This window comes from Shewanella sp. MTB7, assembly GCF_027571385.1.
Classification (GTDB): Bacteria; Pseudomonadota; Gammaproteobacteria; order Enterobacterales; family Shewanellaceae; genus Shewanella.
Genome location: NZ_CP085636.1, coordinates 1,752,539 through 1,773,510, shown reverse-complemented (window position 1 = coordinate 1,773,510; position 20,972 = coordinate 1,752,539). Strand labels below are relative to the sequence as shown.

The following is a 20,972-nucleotide window of genomic DNA, read 5'->3' as shown; positions in this document are numbered from 1 at the left end:
TTTCCAGTTGACGTCAACGTAAGGTAATACTTTGGTCGTGGTGAAACTGCATGAAATGTACATTACTTATTCAATTATTAGGTTTGACCTTTATCTACTCAAGCGTTAATTTGAATGGTTCGGGTGAATATATATAGATATAACAACATTTTTCCCGACGTAGTATTTAGTTTAAGTTTAGGGAGTTTGTGTATGAGCTTGTATCACCCCAGTTTCGAGAGAGACAATTGTGGTTTTGGCCTGATAGCCCAGATGGATGGCGAACCTAGCCATCGCATAGTAAGAACTGCAATTCACGGCTTAGACCGTATGAAACACCGTGGCGGGATCGCTGCTGACGGGCGTACAGGCGACGGTTGCGGATTGTTGATGCAACTTCCTGTTAAATTTTTCGAAGCGATAGCCGCCGAGAACGACTGGCACCTCAGTCGTAAATTTGCCGTTGGCATGTTTTTCCTTAACCAAAATGAGCAATTAGCAGATCAGGCTAAACTCCTATTAGAGCGCGAACTGGAAAAAGAGACATTAAGTGTTGCAGGCTGGCGAAAGGTCCCGGTCAATGCTGATGTACTTGGTTCTATTGGGAGAGCGAGTCTACCTCAGATATATCAAGTACTCATTAACTCACCCATCGGTTGGCGAGAAAAAGATCTTGAACGTCGTCTCTATATGGCAAGACGTCGTTTGGAGCAACAACTTCACCACGATAAAGATTTCTATGTAGCCAGTCTATCTGGTCAAGTGATCGTCTATAAAGGCTTAATGATGCCTGCGGATCTACCAGAGTTTTACTTAGATCTTGCCGATATCAGACTGCAGAGCTCAATCTGCCTATTCCACCAAAGATTTTCGACTAACACCTCGCCAAAATGGCCACTGGCTCAACCTTTCAGGTATTTGGCCCATAACGGTGAAATTAATACCATTAACGGTAACAGACAGTGGGCCCGTGCCCGTGCGTATAAGTTTAACGCACCACTGTTACCGGATCTGCAACAAGCTGCTCCCTTTGTCAATGAGACCGGCTCAGACTCTTCTTCACTGGATAACATGCTTGAGATGTTGCTCGCTGGCGGTATGGATCTCTACCGAGCAATGCGTTTACTTATTCCACCAGCATGGCAGAGTAATCCTGAAATGGATGAGGAACTTAAAGCCTTCTACGATTTCAACTCCATGCATATGGAACCTTGGGACGGACCCGCAGGTATTGTGATGACCAACGGTCGACATGCTGCGTGTGCCGTAGATCGTAACGGCCTGCGCCCATCACGCTATGTGATCACCAAAGACAGGATCCTTACCTTAGCCTCAGAAGTGGGGATCTGGGACTATGCACCCGATGAGGTAATAGAAAAGGGCCGTGTCGGCCCGGGCGAGCTGTTAGTACTCGATACCCTAAACGGTCAACTTTACTCCTCATTTGAAATAGATAACGATCTCAAGCGCCGTCACCCCTACAAGCAGTGGATGGCAAAAAACAGTCAAACCCTGACTCCAGCGGAAGAGATCCCCGCAGCAGAGCAAGGGATATGTGAATTTAGCGCCGATCAACTGCTGCAATACCAAAAGCACTTTGGTTACTCACGAGAGGAGCTGGAACAGGTTATATGGGTTCTGGCCCATAAAGGGGAAGAAGCCACGGGCTCCATGGGTGATGACACCCCTATGGCCGTGCTCTCTAAGAAATCACGTACTGTATACGACTACTTTAGACAGAAATTTGCTCAGGTTACCAATCCACCTATCGATCCATTGAGAGAGAAGCATGTAATGTCACTCTCTACCTGCGTCGGTAGAGAGCAGAACCTATTTAATGAGACAACAGGGCATGCATATCGGGTGATGTTTAACTCCCCAGTGCTGCTTTATAGTGACTTTAATCAGTTGTTGGCACTCGACTCAACTTATTATCGCGCCAACACCGTGGACCTTAACTATGACCTTAGCGAAGGCCTTGAACAAGCGATTATCCGCATCTGTGATGAAGCTGAACGATTGGCTCGCACAGGCACAACATTATTGATATTGTCTGACCGTGCTACTGGCAAGTCGAAACAGGTCATTCCGGCTGCGATGGCCGTCGGAGCCGTTCAACGAATTCTTGTTGATAAGAGTTTGCGTTGTGACACCAACATCGTCGTAGAAACTGGCTCGGCCCGTGACCCACATCATTTCGCCGTACTGCTCGGCTTCGGAGCGACTGCAATCTACCCATATTTGGCCTATGAGAGCATCTCGGCAATGGCTAAACTCAATAATATTCCTGAAAATTATCAGTTAATGCTTAACTTCCGTCACGGCATAGATAAAGGCCTTAGGAAAATCATGTCAAAAATGGGGATCAGTACAGTTTCCTCATATCGTTGTAGCCAACAGTTCGAAGCCATAGGCATTGCCAGTAAGGTAGTTGAACTCTGTTTTAAAGGAGTCATCAGTCGTATCGAAGGTGCCAGTTTTACCGAACTGGAGCAAGATCAGATTCTCCTGCACAAACAGGCTTTTCGTGCCCACTTGCCATTGACCCAAGGCGGTTTACTGAAATATGTTGAAGGCGGTGAATATCATTGTTTCAATCCCGATGTGGTCAACACGCTACAGGCCAGCTTGAAAGAGAGAGATTATGCAAGCTATAAGAAATTTACCGAACTGGTTGATAAACGCCCCATAGCCACCTTACGTGATCTTATCGCGATAAAAGGCGAGCTACCAGCAGTGGCACTCGACAGTGTTGAATCGGCAGATACGCTTTACTCAAGGTTTGATAGCGCCGCCATGAGCATTGGTGCATTGAGTCCTGAGGCCCATGAAGCATTAGCCGTAGCAATGAACCGCCTAGGTGGCCGCTCTAACTCAGGCGAAGGCGGCGAAGATCCAAGCCGATTCAACTCTGAGCGAAATTCTAAAATCAAGCAGATCGCCTCTGGACGTTTTGGCGTTACCGCCCACTACTTGATGAATGCTGAAGTGTTGCAGATCAAGGTTGCACAGGGCGCAAAACCCGGTGAAGGCGGCCAACTACCTGGCCACAAAGTCAGTGTCGAAATCGCAGCCCTACGTAACGCAAGACCAGGGGTGACACTCATCTCACCACCGCCTCATCATGATATCTACTCGATTGAAGATCTGGCCCAGCTGATTTTTGACTTAAAGCAGATCAATCCAAAGGCTATGGTCTCCGTCAAGCTCGTGTCTGAGCCTGGTGTGGGAACTATAGCTACCGGTGTCGCCAAAGCTTATGCCGATATGATCACCATCTCTGGTTACGATGGCGGAACGGGTGCAAGCCCAATCTCGTCAGTTAAGTATGCCGGCAGTCCTTGGGAACTAGGATTGGCTGAAGTACACCAGTCTCTGATCGAAAATGGTTTAAGACACAAGATACGCCTACAGGTTGATGGAGGATTAAAAACCGGACAAGACGTGCTAAAAGCCGCCTTACTCGGCGCCGAAAGTTTTGGTTTCGGCACCGTCCCTATGATAGCCCTAGGTTGTAAGTACCTGCGTATTTGTCACCTTAATAACTGTGCCACAGGTGTAGCCACTCAGAACCCACAATTGAGAAATGAGCATTATCACGGCTTACCTGAGCGCGTTATGACCTATTTTGAGTTTGTGGCAAGAGAGATCCGTGAAGGCATGGCCGCGCTGGGTGTGACGGAATTTGAAGATCTTATCGGGCGCAGCGAATGGTTAACCACGCTAGAAGGGCAAACTACAAAACAGCAAGGATTGAATCTTAAACCGATTTTATATACGCCTAAAATACCTCAAGGCAGTGCAAAGACTTGGCGAGAGCTTAATCATACTGCCGATAAAGGTGAGCTTAATATCAAGCTACTCGACGCGGCACGTGATGCCGTTATTGCCGGAGAGTCATTTCAAGCCAGATTCGATATCAACAACACCGACCGCTCTGTGGGTGCATCGCTTTCAGGCTTTATCGCACAAACGGTAGGCAAGGAGGGAGCGAAGCAGCCGATACAGATCAAGTTCAACGGCACTGCAGGGCAAAGTTTCGGTGTCTGGAACTGTCCCGGTCTTGAACTCACCCTCTGTGGTGACGGAAATGATTATGTGGGCAAAGGCATGTCTGGTGGCAAACTCACGATACATCCACCTCTAGGCAGTACATTCCAAAGTGAACGCTCGGCCATTATTGGTAACACCTGTCTCTATGGTGCATCTGGCGGCAAAATGTTTGCAGCAGGAACTGCTGGAGAGCGCTTTGCCGTACGTAACTCAGGGGCTATTGTCGTCGTTGAAGGCGTCGGTGACAACGGTTGTGAATATATGACTGGTGGTGTGGTGCTTGTTCTAGGAAGAACAGGAGTTAACTTCGCAGCAGGTATGACAGGAGGCTTTGCCTATGTCTTTGACCGTTATGCACGTTTTCATCGTCGAGTGAACACTGAGATGGTTGATACTCAAAAGGTCAGCTCACCCATTCACCAGCACCATTTAAAAGGCTTGATCGAGGAACACTTAGCCGAAACAGGCAGTGAGCATGCCAAGATGTTGTTGGCTGATTTTGAGAATTGGATCGATTGCTTTGTCTTAGTCAAACCTAAAAATGTGCCGGTCTCAGATCTATTAAAGCTCGAGCAATCACAACCAGAACTAGCTGTAGTCGCGGGGTAACATCTATATGAATAATAATTTTCACATCAAAAATGGATCCCGAAAGCTCGGTAGCAAGCCTAATGAAAACCTTAGATCATTGCGGAGTAACGTCTCATGAGTAATGATTTTCAATTTATTGAAGTTGACCGCAAAGATCCCGTAAAGCACCCAGCAAAGAAACGTGCTACGCAGTTTATCGAGATCTATCAACCATTTGCTCAGACTCAAGTCGATGAGCAAGCCGATCGTTGCCTTGACTGCGGTAACCCCTATTGTGAGTGGAAGTGTCCGCTACACAACTACATCCCAAATTGGCTAAAGCTCGCCCAGCAAGGACGTATATTAGAGGCCGCTGATCTGGTTCATGAAACTAATACCTTACCGGAGATTTGTGGCCGAGTTTGTCCACAAGATAGGCTTTGTGAAGGTGCCTGTACCCTCAATGATGAGTTTGGAGCGGTCACTATCGGCAATGTAGAAAAATACATTACTGATACCGCCATTGCTCAAGGCTGGCGTCCCGACTTAACCAAGGTCACACCTCGTAAAGAGCGCGTCGCCATTATAGGCGCTGGACCAGCTGGTTTAGGTTGTGCTGATATTCTTGCCCGTAATGGTGTCCAAGCTGTGGTATTTGATAAGAATCCACAGATTGGTGGCTTGCTCACCTATGGTATTCCATCCTTTAAGTTGGACAAATCCGTCATGGCTACCCGCCGTGAAGTGCTCGAAGGCATGGGGATTGAGTTCCAAATGGGCATTAACGTGGGCAAAGATATCACTTTCGAAAAGCTCATTGCTGACTATGATGCTGTTTTTCTCGGCATGGGCACTTACACTGCAATGAAAGCAGGTCTACCAGGTGAAGATGCTCAAGGTGTTCATCAAGCCCTGCCCTACCTTATCGGTAACACTCACCACATTATGGGGACGAGTGATCCTGAGTCTCCCTATCTAAGCCTAAAAGACAAAAAAGTAGTGGTGCTCGGCGGTGGTGATACCGCCATGGATTGTGTTCGAACTGCCATACGTCAAGGCGCTGCAGAGGTCACTTGTGTTTATCGACGCGATGAAGCCAATATGCCAGGTTCTCGCCGTGAAGTGCAAAATGCCAAAGAGGAAGGAGTGAAGTTCCTCTTCAACAGACAACCCGTTGCGATTGACACCCAAGAGGGTGTCGTCACTGGCATCACCTGTGTTGAGACTCAGATGGGAGCAGCGGATCGCAGTGGCCGTCGCCGCGCAGAAGCCATTGAGGGCAGTGAGGCACTTTTAGACGCTGATGCCATCATCATTGCCTTTGGTTTCCAGCCAAGCCCTGCTGCTTGGCTAAAAGACCATAATGTCGACTTAGATCAATGGGGACGCGTTATCGCCCCTAAAGCAGCCGACAATCCATTTCAGACCAGCAATCCGAAAGTGTTTGCTGGTGGTGATATGGTACGCGGTTCAGATCTGGTGGTCACCGCCATCGCTGAAGGGCGAGATGCGGCTCTAGGTATTCTCAATACCTTTGAGGACTAACCCTAAGCAATAATAGTTTGAGTAATAAGTCTTCGAGCTATTTTGATCATGTCTACAACTAAAAAGCGCATCCATTGATGCGCTTTTTTATTGTCTGTGTTCACTAGTGACTAAACAACAGGAGCCACTATGCGACAAGAGAGATAGGGACTGGCAATGAAACGGGCTTCAATATCGACTTTGCGATGTAACCCGCTCCAGCATATTAAAATCAACGCATTCTATGAGCATAATCTATGATGCACTGTCTGTAGATCTCCAGTAGTTCAGTATCTTTTACTGCCACACCTACCCTCTGTGGAGTATGCTTTGACCACTCGTCATGGGGATAATTTTGATCATCAAACTTTTGAATCGTCATTCCCTCTGCTGGTCCCTCTGTAACCACTCGCACGGGCCCATCTCTTAGCGTAAACAGCTCTGGGTCTATCACATAAGCGATGGCCGAAGGGTCATGAACATGACAGGCATCTATACCCACTCTTTGCTTGTAAAACTTCAAGTAGAATCGACTAACATCCCAGATAAACTGTCCAACTTCACCAGCATCATCTCGAAGTCGATCAAGATAATTCCCCGTAAAGAAACTCTGTTCGGTGACATCCAGACCAATAATCACCACAGGCCACGATGCGCTAAAAACAATATCCGCCGCATGGGGATCATCATGAATATTAGCCTCAGCATAAGGAGTTACATTCCCACGATGATCATTAACCCCGAAAGCACCTCCCATCACCACCACTTCTTTGACAAGATTAACGATATCAGGCTCAGCCTGCAGCGCTAACGCCAAGTTTGTTAAAGGGCCTATTGCCACAAGCGTGATCTCATTCGGCTCAGCCTTAACCGCATCGATGATATATTGATGTGCACTGCGAGTATCGGCCGCGCCCTCAACCTTGACCGGCACCTCTACATCACCAAAGCCACTCTCACCATGAACCATTACCGTTGGTCCAACCGGTGGCCTAACTAATGGTTTGCTCACCCCTTTGACTACATCAGCTTGCAATTGGTATTTCTGTTTTAGGTAAAGCGCATTATGAGTCGCTGTATCTATCGTCACATTACCGAAAATGGTGGTAATGGCTTTTAGCTCTATCTCTGGGTGCGCCTCTGCAAACATGATGGCCATAACATCATCGATACCTGGATCTGTGTCTAATATGATTTTCTTTATCATCTGTTTTTCATCCTGTTGCTTGGCTTGCCAATCTTCTATGTTTCACCTGTTCTCTAATATACGAAATCAATCAGTCAATTATTGTGATAAATCATCAAACTTATCCTGAAAAGAGTACAAAGTTGTTCATATCAAAAAATCGCTTACTGTTTTCACTGCGCGGCAAGTTCTTTCAACAAGGCGAACCTAATAGTCAAGATTAAAATGAATAAATCTATTTCTTCTATGGCCATGCCACCAAAGGTTATAATTACGGCTAAAACTAAATATTAACTCGAAATCAAACTGTATTTAATTCAGCCCATCTGAACAATATCTAATCACTGCTTTTAATTCATAACAAACAAACACTTGAGAAGGCACACGTCCAAGCACAATTCAGCCAGAGAGTTCCGTGACATGTATCTCAATTCTGAATAAAGCTTGATAGTTACAACTCTAACCATTAGAGTTGTTATTAATTGAACGTTCAATTAATAACAAGACCAATAAAGATAGCCACAATAACAACACTAGGAGTTCGCTTTTTTATGCCACGCCCGCCAATGAAAACCGTCCGACAACAACAGCTCATCGACGCCACACTGGTCTCTGTTGAACGTCATGGTTTACACAATACGACAATCAACACCATTAGCGGCTTAGCAGGTTTATCATCGGGCTTAATTAGCCATTACTTCGGTGGTAAGCAAGGCTTAATTGAAGCAACCCAGAAATACCTGCTTGAACAACTTAAACAGGCGTTGTTAAGTCGTACACTCGGTAAAACGATGCAACCTATTGAGCGGTTGCAGGCGATTGTTGAAGCAAACTTCACCGAGCTACAACGTTCAAGACCAGCAACAAAGACCTGGCTGAGCTTTTGGTCACAAGCCATGCATGAACAAGGACTTGCCAGACTTCAGCATATCAACAGTCAACGTTTATATAGCAACTTGTTGTTCTCTTTTAAACAGCGACTTCCCAATGTCGATGCCATCAACGCAGCGAAACAAACTGCCGCCATGATCGATGGCTTCTGGCTACGCAGTGCATTAAGCCCCGCACCGGAAAAAGAGTTCGAACAGGCCCAAATCTTATGTAAAGCCTTTATCAAGGCAGTGTGCATGCAGTACGGAGAAAACCGATGTCACTAGTTATTTACCCAAATTATATCCACGGCCAAGCGCTCAATAATGAAACAGGCGAAACCTTTGAAGTCACCAATCCAGCCACAGGAAAGGTCAGCTACTTAGTCGAAGTCGCTGACGAGAAAATTCAACAAGCCGCCATCAAAAGTGCTAAAGAGGGATTCAATACCTGGTCAAAAATGACCGCCATGGAGCGCAGCCGGATTTTATTGAAAGCCGTTGCGTTGCTACGTGAACGCAACGACGAACTCGCAGCAATTGAAGTAACAGACACTGGTAAACCTTGGCAAGAAGCGTCTGTTGTCGATGTGGTAACAGGGGCCGACTCAATTGAATTTTTTGCAGGACTTGCACCCAGCATCGAAGGTAATCAGCAAACCGTTGGTGATGATTTTTATTATACCCGCCGTGAGCCTCTGGGGATTTGTGCTGGTATTGGCGCATGGAACTATCCATTACAAATTGCTTGTTGGAAAGCCGCACCTGCGCTGGCTTGCGGTAATGTAATGATCTTTAAACCATCAGAAGAAACACCACTTGGCGCACTGAAGTTGGCTGAAATATTCACCCAAGCTGGCGTTCCCGATGGCGTGTTTAACGTCATTCAAGGCGACGGCCGTGTCGGTGCTTGGCTAACCAATAATGAAGAGATAGCCAAAATCTCTTTCACCGGTGAAGTCGGTACAGGTAAAAAAGTGATGGCCGCAGCAGCCAGCTCGCTTAAACAGGTCACCATGGAGCTTGGCGGAAAATCACCATTGATTATCTTCAATGACGCTGACATCGACAATGCTGTCTCAGCAGCTATGTTGGGCAATTTTTACACCCAAGGTGAGATCTGCACCAACGGCACTCGCGTATTTGTACAACAAGATATCTACCCTATCTTTGTCGAAAAACTACTGCAGCGTACCCGAGATAATATCGTCTGTGGCGATCCTATGGATCCTGCCACCAACTTTGGTGCTCTTATTTCCAAAGATCATCAAGATAACGTCCTCAGTTATATCGAAATAGGCAAACAAGAGGGCGCCGAACTGTTAGCAGGTGGTCATGCGTTAACGCCTGACAATAGCCCTAACGGCTACTTTGTTGCGCCGACTATCTTCGGCCAATGCAGCGATGAGATGACGCTTAGCAAAGAGGAGGTCTTTGGCCCAGTGATGTCACTGCTACCTTTTAGTGATGAAAATGAGGTGATCCGCCGCGCTAACGGTACCCGTCTAGGACTCGCCGCAGGCGTATTTACCCAAGACATTACTCGCGCCCACCGTGTTATTCATCAAATGCAGGCCGGAATTTGCTGGATCAATGCCTATGGTGCATCACCGGCAGAAATGCCAGTAGGTGGCTATAAGATGTCAGGGATTGGCCGCGAAAATGGCAGCGAAACACTCAAAGCTTACACCCAAATCAAAGCCGTATACGTTGGTATGCAGCCTCTTGAAAGTCCATTTTAAGGCGCTAACATGACCTCATCTACAAGTGAAAAATACGACTACATTATCGTTGGTGCAGGCAGTGCGGGCTGCGTGCTGGCTAACCGATTATCAGCAGACTCAAATAATAAGGTGTTGCTACTCGAAACCGGCGGTAGCGATAAGAGCATCTTTATTCAGATGCCAACGGCACTCTCCATCCCGATGAACACCAAGAAATATGCTTGGCAGTTTGAAACTGAAGCAGAGCCTTATCTTGATAACCGCCGCATGCATTGCCCGCGAGGCAAGGTATTAGGCGGCTCATCATCGATTAATGGCATGGTGTATGTTCGCGGCCATGCCCGAGATTTCGATGAGTGGCAGCAAGAGGGAGCAAAAGATTGGGATTATGCCCATTGCCTGCCCTACTTTAAGAAAGCTGAAAGCTGGGCGTTTGGCGAAGATGATTATCGTGGCGTCGATGGCCCATTAGGGGTCAATAACGGCAACAATATGAAAAACCCTCTGTATCAGGCTTTTGTCGATGCGGGCGTGGATGCAGGATATTTGACAACGGCCGATTACAATGGCGCTCAGCAAGAGGGTTTTGGCCCTATGCACATGACCGTTAAAAATGGTGTGCGCTGGTCAACCGCTAATGCCTACTTAAGGCCGGCCATGAAACGTTCAAACCTAACGGTGATCACCCATGCCTTGGTACATAAAGTACTTTTTGATGGTAAAAAAGCCATCGGTGTTCACTTTGAGCGTAAAGGTAAACATTTCGACGTGCTTGCCAACAAAGAAGTGGTGCTGTCTGCTGGCTCGATTGGCTCGCCCCATATACTGCAACTCTCAGGTGTCGGTGCTGCTGAGACATTGGCTAAGGCTGGTATTGAACGGATACACGAGCTACCAGGCGTCGGTGAAAATTTACAGGACCACCTCGAGTTCTATTTCCAGTTTAAGTGCTTAAAACCAATATCGTTGAACGGTAAGCTCGATCCACTAAACAAGCTGTTAATCGGTACGCGTTGGATATTGGATAAGTCAGGACTCGGCGCAACCAACCACTTTGAATCTTGTGGATTTATCCGTTCAAAAGCAGGACTTGAGTGGCCGGACCTCCAGTACCACTTCTTGCCAGCTGCTATGCGCTATGACGGCAAAGAAGCCTTTGCTGGTCACGGTTTTCAGGTACATGTTGGTCACAACAAACCTAAGAGTCGCGGCAGCGTAAAAGTGACTTCAAACGATGCCCATGTTGCACCGGCCATCCAATTTAATTATCTCTCTCATCAAGATGATATCGAAGGTTTCCGCGCCTGTGTTCGCTTAACCCGTGAAATCATCAATCAGCCAGCACTGGATGAGTACCGCGGCGAAGAGATCCAGCCCGGCACTTCAGTACAAAGCGATGAAGAGATAGACAGCTTTGTCAGAAGTTCCGTTGAGAGTGCCTACCACCCATCTTGCACGTGCAAAATGGGTGAAGATGCTATGGCGGTTGTCGACTCACAGACCCGAGTCCACGGTTTACAAGGTCTTAGAGTGGTTGACTCCTCTATTTTCCCCACTATTCCCAATGGCAACCTTAACTCGCCGACCATCATGTTAGCCGAACGTGCAGCCGATCTTATTCTAGGTAAGACGCCACTAGCACCAAGCAGTGCAAAGGTCAGTATTAGTGATAACTGGCAACAGCAACAACGGCTCACACTACCAGCAAGATAACTCACTTTATTGATTTAATTTATTCATTTTCCTAATGAGAAAATTGAACAATCTAGGTACAAGGCCTGCCTAAGCTGAAAAGCTAAATGGCCCTAATCGCCAAATTGAATCTATCAAACCTTAACTTTCGTGAAAGCGATAATTAAGGCTTGAGGGATTTTTGCAACCAAAATTTGTTGCTCAACGGCATAACTAAAATAAAAACAAGGATATAACCCTATGTTTTATCAAAAAATTAAGTCAGGAGTTTAATCATGACAACCTGGCTTACTATTGGGATACTATTTACTTTCGCGGCTATTGCCTTTGTGATTTATCGCTGGGGTAATGTTAAATGTATTGGTGTGACACCGGTACGTACTTTTACCTTTATCGCCATCTTGTTTACCTCAGGATTGGATGTCGGATTAATCATGTTCCCGCTCACTGAGTTTGCAGGTTATGCCGACTTAGGTGCGAGTCCTGAATATGGGTTTACTAACCCTTTGGCCATTGAGTTTGGTTTCTGGGCGTTCTTAATCTGGGCATTCTACTTTTTAACTTGTTTCTATTTCTGCGTAATAGAGCCCAAAGTAAAATTCTTTGAAATTCCACTGATCAAGTTTATCAACAATCTAGTGATTATCGGCACTTGTGCCTTTACCGCTTACCTCTTGTTGACTAACTTGCCTTGGTATTTGCCCGAAATGGGTGATGGTGAAACCATTGTCAGTAGCTTCTATCTCATCGTATTTGTGATCATTGCCACTGCCGTCTACTCAAGCACCAGCATCCGCTATGTTCGTATACTCAGCTTAGCCAGCACTTGGTTATTCATGGCCTTAATCGGCATCATGTGGGCTGGGGCTTTCCTATCTGACGGTTCTGGTGTCGGCGAGTTTTTCACCACATTTGCCATGGTTGGTGACTATTTCGGTAACATCCACCACTTCGTCCTGCCGATGAATGATTACCATGAATTCTACTTATTCTGGTGGTTTGCTTGGAGCATCATGATTGGCCAGTTCACCTCACGCTTTGTGGGCGGCATGAAAACCTATCAAGTACTGATTGCCATGATGGTGTTCCCATCACTGCCAATCGCTGTTTGGTTTACCATCTTGTACTACTACAGCGCTAATGAGATTGCCACCACCGGCTTCTATAATCTGGCCATGGTGATGGTGGGAATTACGTTTGTGGTGAACTCACTCGACTCATTAATCCGCCTCTACACCGACAACCTCAACCTTACTGTCCAGCGTTTAGGCAAAACCAAGTACATCATAGGCAATATCGCTCTTATGAGCGGTCTCACCTTGCTTTTCCAATTGAATTTCCTAGAGATACAATGGGTTGGTGCATTAGCAATAGGCCTAATTCTGGCTTGCTTTGGTTATATCATGGCAACCAAGTATCAGCAGGTCGCAGCGATTGAGCACTCGCCAAAAGAGAACAAAATTGATTTCAGCAAAATTGAATTAGTTAACTAAAAAGAAGAGAGATGATGAAAAACACAATAAAAAAACTTGCACTAGTCGGCCTAATCGCCTTACCAGCCACAGCAATAGCAGGTGTTAGTTCAACCATTAACGCCACATCAGACTACACCTTTAACGGTGTTAGCCAAACAGACAACAACCCAGCGTTGCAGGCCAGTCTAGACTACGCGGCAGATTCTGGTTGGTATATAGGTTCATGGGCTTCAAATGTTGATTTTGGCTCAGAAGATGACACTTGGTTAGAGCTTGATTTTTACGCCGGAAAATACTTCCAGCTAAACGACAGCGCTTCTCTCGACGCAGGTATTGCCTATTACACCTACCACGGTGACGATGCTTCAAGCGAATACCAGTACCCAGAGGCTTACACTAAGTTTGGTTACGCCTCATCAATCGGTCAAAGTGAGCTGAACTTCTGGTACACCTGGGATTACTTCGGGCAAGATGTTGGCCACTACATCATGATGGCTGCACACACGTTTACCCTTACAGAAGGTCATGACATTCGTGTCAGCATTGACCGTTCAACATCAAGAGATGTGGCTAAATGGGCCTGGGATGGTGATGAATCTTATAACCACTTCCGTGCAGAGTACATGACAAGCTTCAAAGGTTTTGACTTTAATCTCGCCGTTGAAGATACCAGCATGGACACCGACACTTCCGATACTCGCGCTGTAGTGTCAATCGCCAGAACCTTTGATTTTTAAGTAGGCCTTGCTCAATAACCAAAAAATGCGGTATAACGCTCAAGTGTTATGCCGCATTTTTATTTAATGACTCTATTATTTACAGTTCAATCTCAGGGCTTAGGGAAGAGTATGGAAAAGTACGAACAATTATTGATCTCACTGCGCCGAGTGATCCGAGCCATCGACATTCATTCGCGTCAGCTTAACAAGCAATCAGGTTTGACTGGTCCGCAGCTTATGGTAATGCAAAATATCGACCATCTTGATGCGCCGCTGGCTAAAGAGATAGCCAAGGAGATCGCATTAAGTCCTGCCACTGTTACCACGATTATCGATAGGCTAGAGAGTCGAGAACTGGTAATACGAACCCGTAGCGAAACCGATAAACGCAAAGTTCATCTCTCTCTAAGTGAGTCGGGCAAGGCGCTATTAAGTCTCTCGCCAAAGCCACTACAAGAACACTTTATTACACGCTATCAAAATCTTGAGGAGTGGGAGCAAAGCCAACTGCTATCATCGGTTGAACGTATTGCCTCTATGATGGACGCCAATGAATTAGACGCTGCACCAGTTTTGTTGGTCGGTCAAATACAAGCTGATTGAACTTGTCGGATAACAAGTTTTTAAATATCTTTTTGATGGGGTCATTGGGCTGAGTTGGTGTTTGGTTAGTTTGTTGAATTCCATAACTTTGCATTTATTAAACTTAACAGCTTGCCTGATAGTGAGTTATAAGTATCTGTTTAGCAGGTCCATTAGGCAGGCTTGGTATTTATGATTGACTTATGGAAGCCATAACCTCTGCTTAATCTATAGCCTGCGGCTCGCTGAATGTGAAAACACTTCTGTGACACGCTGTAAATATGTCCCTATACGCTCTACGGTTTCATCCTTGAAACCGAAGGTCACAGCCGCGTTCACACCCGGTTATTAATCTCTTCGATTTAAGCTAATTAGCTACGACCCCTTTGTTTTAAGTATTTTTTAATTGGATCCATTTGGCTGAATTTGTATTTGGTTATTGCTAGATAAGCATAGCTGCGTTGATATCTATTGCTTGCAGCAGGCTCACATGTAGCTACTTCTGTGGGACGCTGTGAAGCCACCCTTGGCCGCTCTGCGGTTTCCAATAACCTCCCTGTTAAAAGGCCAGTTCGGCGTCCCTGCCCCTCGTTCGAAGAGTATCACTTCGCGATACCTCACCCTGAAACCGAAGCCCACAGCTGCATCTACATCAGTTTATCCGTCTCTTCGAATTAGCTTCCCAAGATACCAAAATTTATTGAGCCACCCATTGTTAAAATAAGATGGACTCTACCCATGACTTCACGATACCAGATAAGCAGGGGCCTGGTAAGATTTTGATCTTATTGAATTAAATCAATCTCACCCTATATTTACTACAACTGCAATAAGTGGACACCCATAAGATTTGACCACTTAGATAATGAATAATAGTATGGAACACTGAGGGTACGGTGAGAGGCTGTTGCTAAAAAACTCCAGTTCTTCTCCATGTTCTCCGTGGAGCGCAGCACAACAACGTCCCTGTTTAACGGCCAGTTCGGCTCATGCCTCTCGCTCATTAACTTATGACTACGCCATATTCGCTGTGGTGAGAACACTCTCTTATCTTTAATTAAACAACCAAAAAAGACTATTCACCACTGCGGATATCTTAGATAGGAATGTAATATTAGGGGTACTTCCCTCTAACGGTTCAATACTAATCGGCGTAAATAGCAACAATAGCCTCCCGCCCACCAAAAATAGTGATATGCACTTAAATTTACAATTGTTACGAAACAATATACTGTTTTACAGTGCGATTTTCATACAGAACAATAAATAAAATGAGGTGTCATTGTGAATGTAAAAACAACAATTGTCTTATTTCTAGCGTTAATTACGACTGCACTCCCCACTTTCGCTGATAGTAACCCTGGTGTTTTATGCGCCGAAAAACAATATATTGCCGCGATTGATTTTGGGTATGTGACCAACATCCAAGGTGGCTCTGATTGGGCTAATGCTATTAACGTGCACCTTGATAATGGAGTGATAATCCCCCTAAACTATAAATACAATGCTAATGATGATGGAGGAAAATCAATCATAGCAGCCCTTCGTATGGCATTATCAACCAACAAAGTGGTCTCTATGTGGGATCATGATAGTAATAACTGCGATGATTTCGATCAGGTTAGAGTGTACGCAAGTTTATTGTAATACCAATCAGTATAGAGATGTGATCGCTCAGCGAGAGTTTAGCGTGTCTGAGGTAAGGCAACGAGTGAGAAGCATAGTTATTCTACGGTTAAGCTCGTTAACACAGCATCAGAAGCGCTAAAACTCGCCCTTTGGGTGTGTTTTTGGCTACCTACTTCTGCGTTGAATGAACTCACAAGGGAATAACCATTCCATCATCCAGTCGCCTTGAATTAGATTGCCAAAAGCCACACTGAGTAGATCACTTTCTTATACTGATTGGTATAAGATATTGAGCTCCACTTGGGGCTCAACCTAATAAACAAGAGATTAACCTCCTCCCAAAGGAGAATAGACATAGGCCAGCATTTGTTCAATGCTAGTGCTAAATTCTTCGCTGGGAAACAGACATGTTTAACAAGCTCTTTTTTATACTTACTCTATTCGGTATAAGCAGCCAACTCTTTGCTGATAACCAGCTATCAGGTAATAAACATATCTACCTTATTGATATAAAAGGTCATGAGTTATTGATTGGCGATGTTCTTTTATCTACAGAAGCTGATAAGACCTACTATCAAATTCATATAGACCACAGTGTTTTTAAAGATTACTTTCTCTCCATGAAAGAGATGAAGTGTTTAGAAGGACCAGAACTATGGTGCCACCTTCCTTACCCCTACCCTAATCCCCGTGAAATAAGTCAAACGGATCAGGCTTGGTTAGCACATGACCTACTATTTATGTACAAGAAAAAAGCCGATTTTGGCGCTAACTTTTATAACGGTATCTACTATCAACTCAGTCTGAATAACGGCGTAATCAGCGGCACTGCACAAGCGGTAGATCTGAATCTACTCGCCTCAGCACCCGATGACCTCGACTCACCGCCAATAACTGACGTAGAGCTAGATGAGATTGAGGAAAACCTACGCTGGTTACCCAAGCTCGAAATTAAATAATCAATACACCAAAAATAATTTTTAACGTACGCTGCCTGCTATTTTATAACTAAATACTGTTAACTTCATTAGCATTATAGTTCTCACAAATGAAAGATTATTATACTGAATACATAATAAATAAAAAATCTGGCAAACTAACGATTACCAGTTTAAATTAAACGAAGGTAATACCATCTATATAATTTCAATAACCTTATTGTAAAACAACCCAATAAACACTAAATAAAAATTTTATAAAACAGATGGCATTACTCTCGCTAATATTAAAAGATATCATTCGGTATATTAAATTTTTAGCGAAAAAAATCATTAAATTAAGTTATTGTCCGCAAACTCTACTGAAATGCCATCAATCGGTATCCCCAAGTTTGGGTCTCATCTGGCGTCAATACCAAGGTGTAATCCAGATTATCTTTAAGCGTCAATTCCTGGCGGTGTAACAAATTTAGGGTGTCGTTATCTCCCTTCTTCACTACTGTCACCGTATAACTTCCCTTTGGCAACCAAATCTTCAAATTCTTAGTAAAGTTCCATTTGGTGATCTTAAACTTGGCGGTTTCAACCGTCTCATTTTCTCGGACAAAATAGACCTCCAACCCTTTGGTTTCTGACGCCAAGTTCAGTAACTGCAATTGATACTGATAACTGCGTGGTGTTAGCTTATGTCCCACCACAGTAGCCTTGAGCTTATCTGTACTGTCGGGGTAGAGCAAAATCGACTTAGAGTCACTTTGATTGTAGGTCACCAACAAATTGTTTAGCAAAACATTACCCGTGGACACATCACTGACAGTGACATCATAATCACCGAAATTGGTGAGAATAAAGCTAGATAATCCCCATTTCGCCACCTCCTGTTGGTGTAGTTCCCCCTTCTTACCATTGAATTTGGCCTCAACTTTGTCATTTTTCTCAAAGCCGTTGTATACCCTTAATTGAACTTTCTCATTAATATCTGCGAATGAAGGGACTGTGCGAGCATGACCTACCACATCTAGTTTAACTCCCGTTGCAGAAGGTCCAAAAGCAGGACGGATCAGTAATTTATATACTGTCTTGGCTTTGAAATCGATTTCTGTTGTGGTAAAAACGGGCTCATTGCCACCAGCTTCTGTCAGATAGACTACGTATTTTCCGGTCGTGAGGATCTCGGACTCTGTCATCCCTTTATAAGCTATCTCACTGAGATATTTGGCAGAACCAAAACCATCTACCTTCTTGCCGATGTAGATCCCAAACTTCTGGGAACCACTGCTAACATGGGCAGCCAGCACCTGCATTTTGATGATTTTCTTGTCGACATTTACTTTCTTTTTATTCTCTTCATCCAGCTTGTCCCGGTTATACTTAATATCGATAAAATCTGTTTTGGCATAATTCCCAGCGAGTATATAGAGATGATTATCCTTGTTATAAAGATTAATATCCTGCTCATGGAACTTAACTTCTTTATTCTCAGAATTATTACCGGTAACGCTCAATTTATTGTCACCAACAGCAACGGCATAACGTGATGTTGATTGACCGAAATTAATGGAGCTGTACTTTTTTTTCTTTAAAGACAGATAGGTTTTTGTACTATCAGGAGAAGCATTATAATATTGAATATAAGCTACCTTTTTTTCACCTTTGTCCTTATCATCCCCACCGCAAGAAACTACAAACAATACTAACCCGAGAGCCAATATAATATTAATTATATGCTTCATCATTACCTCTATTATAAAATACAATTGTCAACCCTTTATTTATGACTTGTACAATTTAATTTGGTTCAATACATTTAGTAACAATTATAACCACACGCGTACGGTTTAACTTTAAGTCTGTGATTGATAAGTTAATAACAAATAAATAAAATAAAAACACGCACTTTTAATATAAAAAATACTTTTACTTCCTCCCACTTTATTTTAATAGCACAGCAAACGGTATTAACTTACTTAATAGCAGCACCAAATTATTATTTATACCCGTGATGAAACCCTCCCCTCTTCTACACTAATAGTTCTACATTGAGTTCTGCGCAGATTAGGTTTACTTTTCAACAGTCAGAGGTATAACCTAATCCATGATAATTTTTAGGTGAGTCAGCATGCTTATACTCACTTCTTTATCTGTAGCTTTCTATGGTGCTGTATGCTTTCTCTATTGTAATACCCTCACACACTGTGCGCTATTTAAGCTTCATAAGGAAAAAACAATGAACCGAGTTTATCCTATGGCAATCATAATGAGCTTGATCGTTAGCTCAAATGCACTGGCTGTTCAATATGCCGATATGATCTTAACAAACGCAAACATTTACGGTCACAACAATGCCGATACGATTGCCATTCACGATGGCTATATTATGTTTGTTGGTAAAGCCACAAAAGCAGATACCTATCGTAATCAAGATACCGAAGTTATCGATCTTGAACAGGCATATATCATGCCTGGTTTTATTGATAATCATAACCACGTATTTGAAGCCGCTTCAGAAGCTGGCAGCAACTGCACACTAAACGTTGATGCATCGCTTGAAGAGCAGATCCCCTATTTAATCAAATGCAGTAAAAATGCGAACCCTAAAAATTGGCTGATGGGTTATGGCTTCTCATTAGATACTATTTTAAACGAAAACAACCGCTATACACCTCTAGATGTGATTGATCGCATCTTCCCCAAGCAAGCTGTCGTGTTGATGGAACATACCTCTCACTCAATGTGGGTCAACTCCGTAGCGCTTAAATTAGCAGGGATCACAAAAGACTCTCCCGAACCACGAGGTGGTAAAATCCTTAAAGATGAAAGAACAGGTGAGCTAAACGGAATTGTGTTTGATAACGCTGGTGATATCATCATGGATATGGCCTGGAACAGCTTAGAAAACCAGTTTAAACAAAGCTATGACGGTTTAATGATAGGGCTTAAGGAGGCTGCTGCACATGGTATCACCACCATTGGCGATGGACGACTTTATTGGCAACGTGGCTGGTATGATGTATGGCAGCAGGCCGAAAGTGACGGAGATTTAACCACCCGAGTATCACTGCGTCCATGGATATATCCCGCTGAGTCGATGATGTCTCAACTCGCATTTTTGAAGACAGTGCAATCGAGTGATAAATCACGTTTGTTATTGGTCGATCAGGTAAAAATGTATAGCGATGGCATCATTATTAATGGCACCGCAAAAGTTTTATCACCCTATTTGGATACCTATATCCCAGATGAGCCCTACGACATCAATTATATTCCACCAAGCCAAATGACCACTTGGTTGGATGCATTAAATAAGATTGGCTATAGCGCCCATATCCATGCCATTGGTGATGGGACAGTTCGCGAATCACTCGATGCCATCGGACATGTTCGCAACCAAGGTGCTAAAAAGCCTTATACCCTGACCCATGTTGAGTTGGTAGACACAAAAGACATTCCTCGTTTCGCTAAACTGGATGTGACAGCCGATTTCCAAGTAGGCTCCGATTACGTGGCATCCCATGACCACCAATGGGCAAAAGCCTTTTTAGGAGTCAAACGAACCCACTCCTTGATGAATCCAAGAGCTATATTCAATACTGGTGCTAATGTAACCTTAAGTAGTGATTGGAACGTTCATGACATCAATCCACTGGTTGGCATTGAGAATATCTTGAAAATGGGAAACACGGGGTTACCTGATGTCTATTCCGCAATAAATGCCTACACCATCAATGCAGCTGAAAGTTTGGGGATCAGTGACATTGCAGGTTCGATAACCCTTGGTAAATCGGCTGACTTCGCCATTCTCGATCAAGATATCACCCGTTTACCCGTCAATGACATCGCCAATACGGAGATCCTGATGACAATACTGCAAGGAGACATAGTCTTTGAAACTCAAGGTATAAGCTACGACATTGCCGATTGACCAGTTAAAGGCTAAAACTCAAAATAAGAGAATGTAATCAGTCTTTGTATCTAAATGTCAAACAGTTCACTAGTTCGTTTAAATGCTTCATTAGCTAAGAGTAACAAGGA

At 44.3% G+C, this 20,972-nt stretch carries 13 protein-coding genes; 11 read left to right on the top strand and 2 right to left on the bottom strand.

Annotated elements, in window-relative coordinates; all coding sequences use genetic code 11:
• Positions 1-192: 192 nt before the first annotated feature.
• Together gltB and HWQ47_RS07375 are read left to right on the top strand one after the other, a co-directional pair.
• Positions 193-4,641: a glutamate synthase large subunit gene (gene gltB, locus HWQ47_RS07380; RefSeq protein WP_269970523.1), complete on the top strand. Its 4,449-nt coding sequence runs from the start codon at positions 193-195 to the stop codon at positions 4,639-4,641.
• Positions 4,642-4,737: 96 nt separating this feature from the next.
• Positions 4,738-6,147, top strand: a complete 1,410-nt coding sequence (locus tag HWQ47_RS07375) for an FAD-dependent oxidoreductase (RefSeq protein ID WP_269970522.1) — start codon at positions 4,738-4,740, stop codon at positions 6,145-6,147.
• A gap of 211 nt (positions 6,148-6,358) precedes the next feature.
• On the opposite strand, the gene HWQ47_RS07370 is transcribed toward HWQ47_RS07375, so the two are convergent.
• The gene (locus HWQ47_RS07370) at positions 6,359-7,333 is read right to left on the bottom strand and encodes a nucleoside hydrolase (protein ID WP_269970521.1); all 975 of its coding nucleotides are present in this window, start codon (positions 7,331-7,333) and stop codon (positions 6,359-6,361) included.
• Between the two features lie 530 nt (positions 7,334-7,863).
• On the opposite strand from HWQ47_RS07370, the gene betI reads away from it, so the two are divergent.
• The 8 genes from betI (at position 7,864) to HWQ47_RS07330 (ending at position 16,961) form a co-directional block, all read left to right on the top strand.
• The gene (gene betI, locus HWQ47_RS07365) at positions 7,864-8,469 is read left to right on the top strand and encodes a transcriptional regulator BetI (RefSeq protein ID WP_269970520.1); all 606 of its coding nucleotides are present in this window, start codon (positions 7,864-7,866) and stop codon (positions 8,467-8,469) included.
• Complete coding sequence (gene betB, locus HWQ47_RS07360; RefSeq protein ID WP_269970519.1) at positions 8,460-9,923, top strand: betaine-aldehyde dehydrogenase; 1,464 nt, start codon at positions 8,460-8,462, stop codon at positions 9,921-9,923. Before betI ends, betB begins: the two co-directional genes overlap by 10 nt.
• A gap of 9 nt (positions 9,924-9,932) precedes the next feature.
• Positions 9,933-11,618, top strand: coding sequence for a choline dehydrogenase (gene betA / locus HWQ47_RS07355; RefSeq protein WP_269970518.1), 1,686 nt, complete (start codon positions 9,933-9,935; stop codon positions 11,616-11,618).
• Between the two features lie 254 nt (positions 11,619-11,872).
• A complete protein-coding gene (locus HWQ47_RS07350; RefSeq protein WP_269970517.1) occupies positions 11,873-13,090 on the top strand; it encodes a BCCT family transporter in 1,218 nt (405 codons plus the stop codon).
• Between the two features lie 14 nt (positions 13,091-13,104).
• Complete coding sequence (locus HWQ47_RS07345) at positions 13,105-13,809, top strand: TorF family putative porin (protein ID WP_269971687.1); 705 nt, start codon at positions 13,105-13,107, stop codon at positions 13,807-13,809.
• Between the two features lie 111 nt (positions 13,810-13,920).
• On the top strand, positions 13,921-14,394 hold the full coding sequence (locus HWQ47_RS07340; protein ID WP_269970516.1) for a MarR family winged helix-turn-helix transcriptional regulator: 474 nt from the start codon (positions 13,921-13,923) through the stop codon (positions 14,392-14,394).
• Between the two features lie 1,263 nt (positions 14,395-15,657).
• Positions 15,658-16,020, top strand: coding sequence for a hypothetical protein (locus HWQ47_RS07335; protein WP_269970515.1), 363 nt, complete (start codon positions 15,658-15,660; stop codon positions 16,018-16,020).
• Positions 16,021-16,409: 389 nt separating this feature from the next.
• Positions 16,410-16,961, top strand: a complete 552-nt coding sequence (locus HWQ47_RS07330; protein ID WP_269970514.1) for a hypothetical protein — start codon at positions 16,410-16,412, stop codon at positions 16,959-16,961.
• 338 nt (positions 16,962-17,299) lie between these two features.
• Here HWQ47_RS07330 and HWQ47_RS07325 read toward each other — a convergent pair whose 3' ends face one another.
• Positions 17,300-18,676 (bottom strand): hypothetical protein, encoded by a 1,377-nt coding sequence (locus tag HWQ47_RS07325; protein WP_269970513.1) that lies wholly within the window; start codon positions 18,674-18,676, stop codon positions 17,300-17,302.
• 491 nt (positions 18,677-19,167) lie between these two features.
• On the opposite strand from HWQ47_RS07325, the gene HWQ47_RS07320 reads away from it, so the two are divergent.
• Positions 19,168-20,862, top strand: coding sequence for an amidohydrolase (locus HWQ47_RS07320; RefSeq protein ID WP_269970512.1), 1,695 nt, complete (start codon positions 19,168-19,170; stop codon positions 20,860-20,862).
• Positions 20,863-20,972 lie beyond the last annotated feature (110 nt).

Excerpts from the sequence above, each read along its gene's own strand:
- gltB (WP_269970523.1), top strand. The coding sequence starts at position 193 with ATGAGCTTGTATCACCCCAGTTTCGAGAGAGACAATTGTGGTTTTGGC.
- betI (WP_269970520.1), top strand. The coding sequence starts at position 7,864 with ATGCCACGCCCGCCAATGAAAACCGTCCGACAACAACAGCTCATCGAC.
- betB (WP_269970519.1), top strand. The coding sequence starts at position 8,460 with ATGTCACTAGTTATTTACCCAAATTATATCCACGGCCAAGCGCTCAAT.
- HWQ47_RS07340 (WP_269970516.1), top strand. The coding sequence starts at position 13,921 with ATGGAAAAGTACGAACAATTATTGATCTCACTGCGCCGAGTGATCCGA.
- HWQ47_RS07345 (WP_269971687.1), top strand. The coding sequence starts at position 13,105 with ATGAAAAACACAATAAAAAAACTTGCACTAGTCGGCCTAATCGCCTTA.
- HWQ47_RS07370 (WP_269970521.1), bottom strand. The coding sequence starts at position 7,333 with ATGATAAAGAAAATCATATTAGACACAGATCCAGGTATCGATGATGTT.
- HWQ47_RS07375 (WP_269970522.1), top strand. The coding sequence starts at position 4,738 with ATGAGTAATGATTTTCAATTTATTGAAGTTGACCGCAAAGATCCCGTA.
- HWQ47_RS07350 (WP_269970517.1), top strand. The coding sequence starts at position 11,873 with ATGACAACCTGGCTTACTATTGGGATACTATTTACTTTCGCGGCTATT.
- HWQ47_RS07320 (WP_269970512.1), top strand. The coding sequence starts at position 19,168 with ATGAACCGAGTTTATCCTATGGCAATCATAATGAGCTTGATCGTTAGC.
- HWQ47_RS07325 (WP_269970513.1), bottom strand. The coding sequence starts at position 18,676 with ATGATGAAGCATATAATTAATATTATATTGGCTCTCGGGTTAGTATTG.
- HWQ47_RS07330 (WP_269970514.1), top strand. The coding sequence starts at position 16,410 with ATGTTTAACAAGCTCTTTTTTATACTTACTCTATTCGGTATAAGCAGC.
- betA (WP_269970518.1), top strand. The coding sequence starts at position 9,933 with ATGACCTCATCTACAAGTGAAAAATACGACTACATTATCGTTGGTGCA.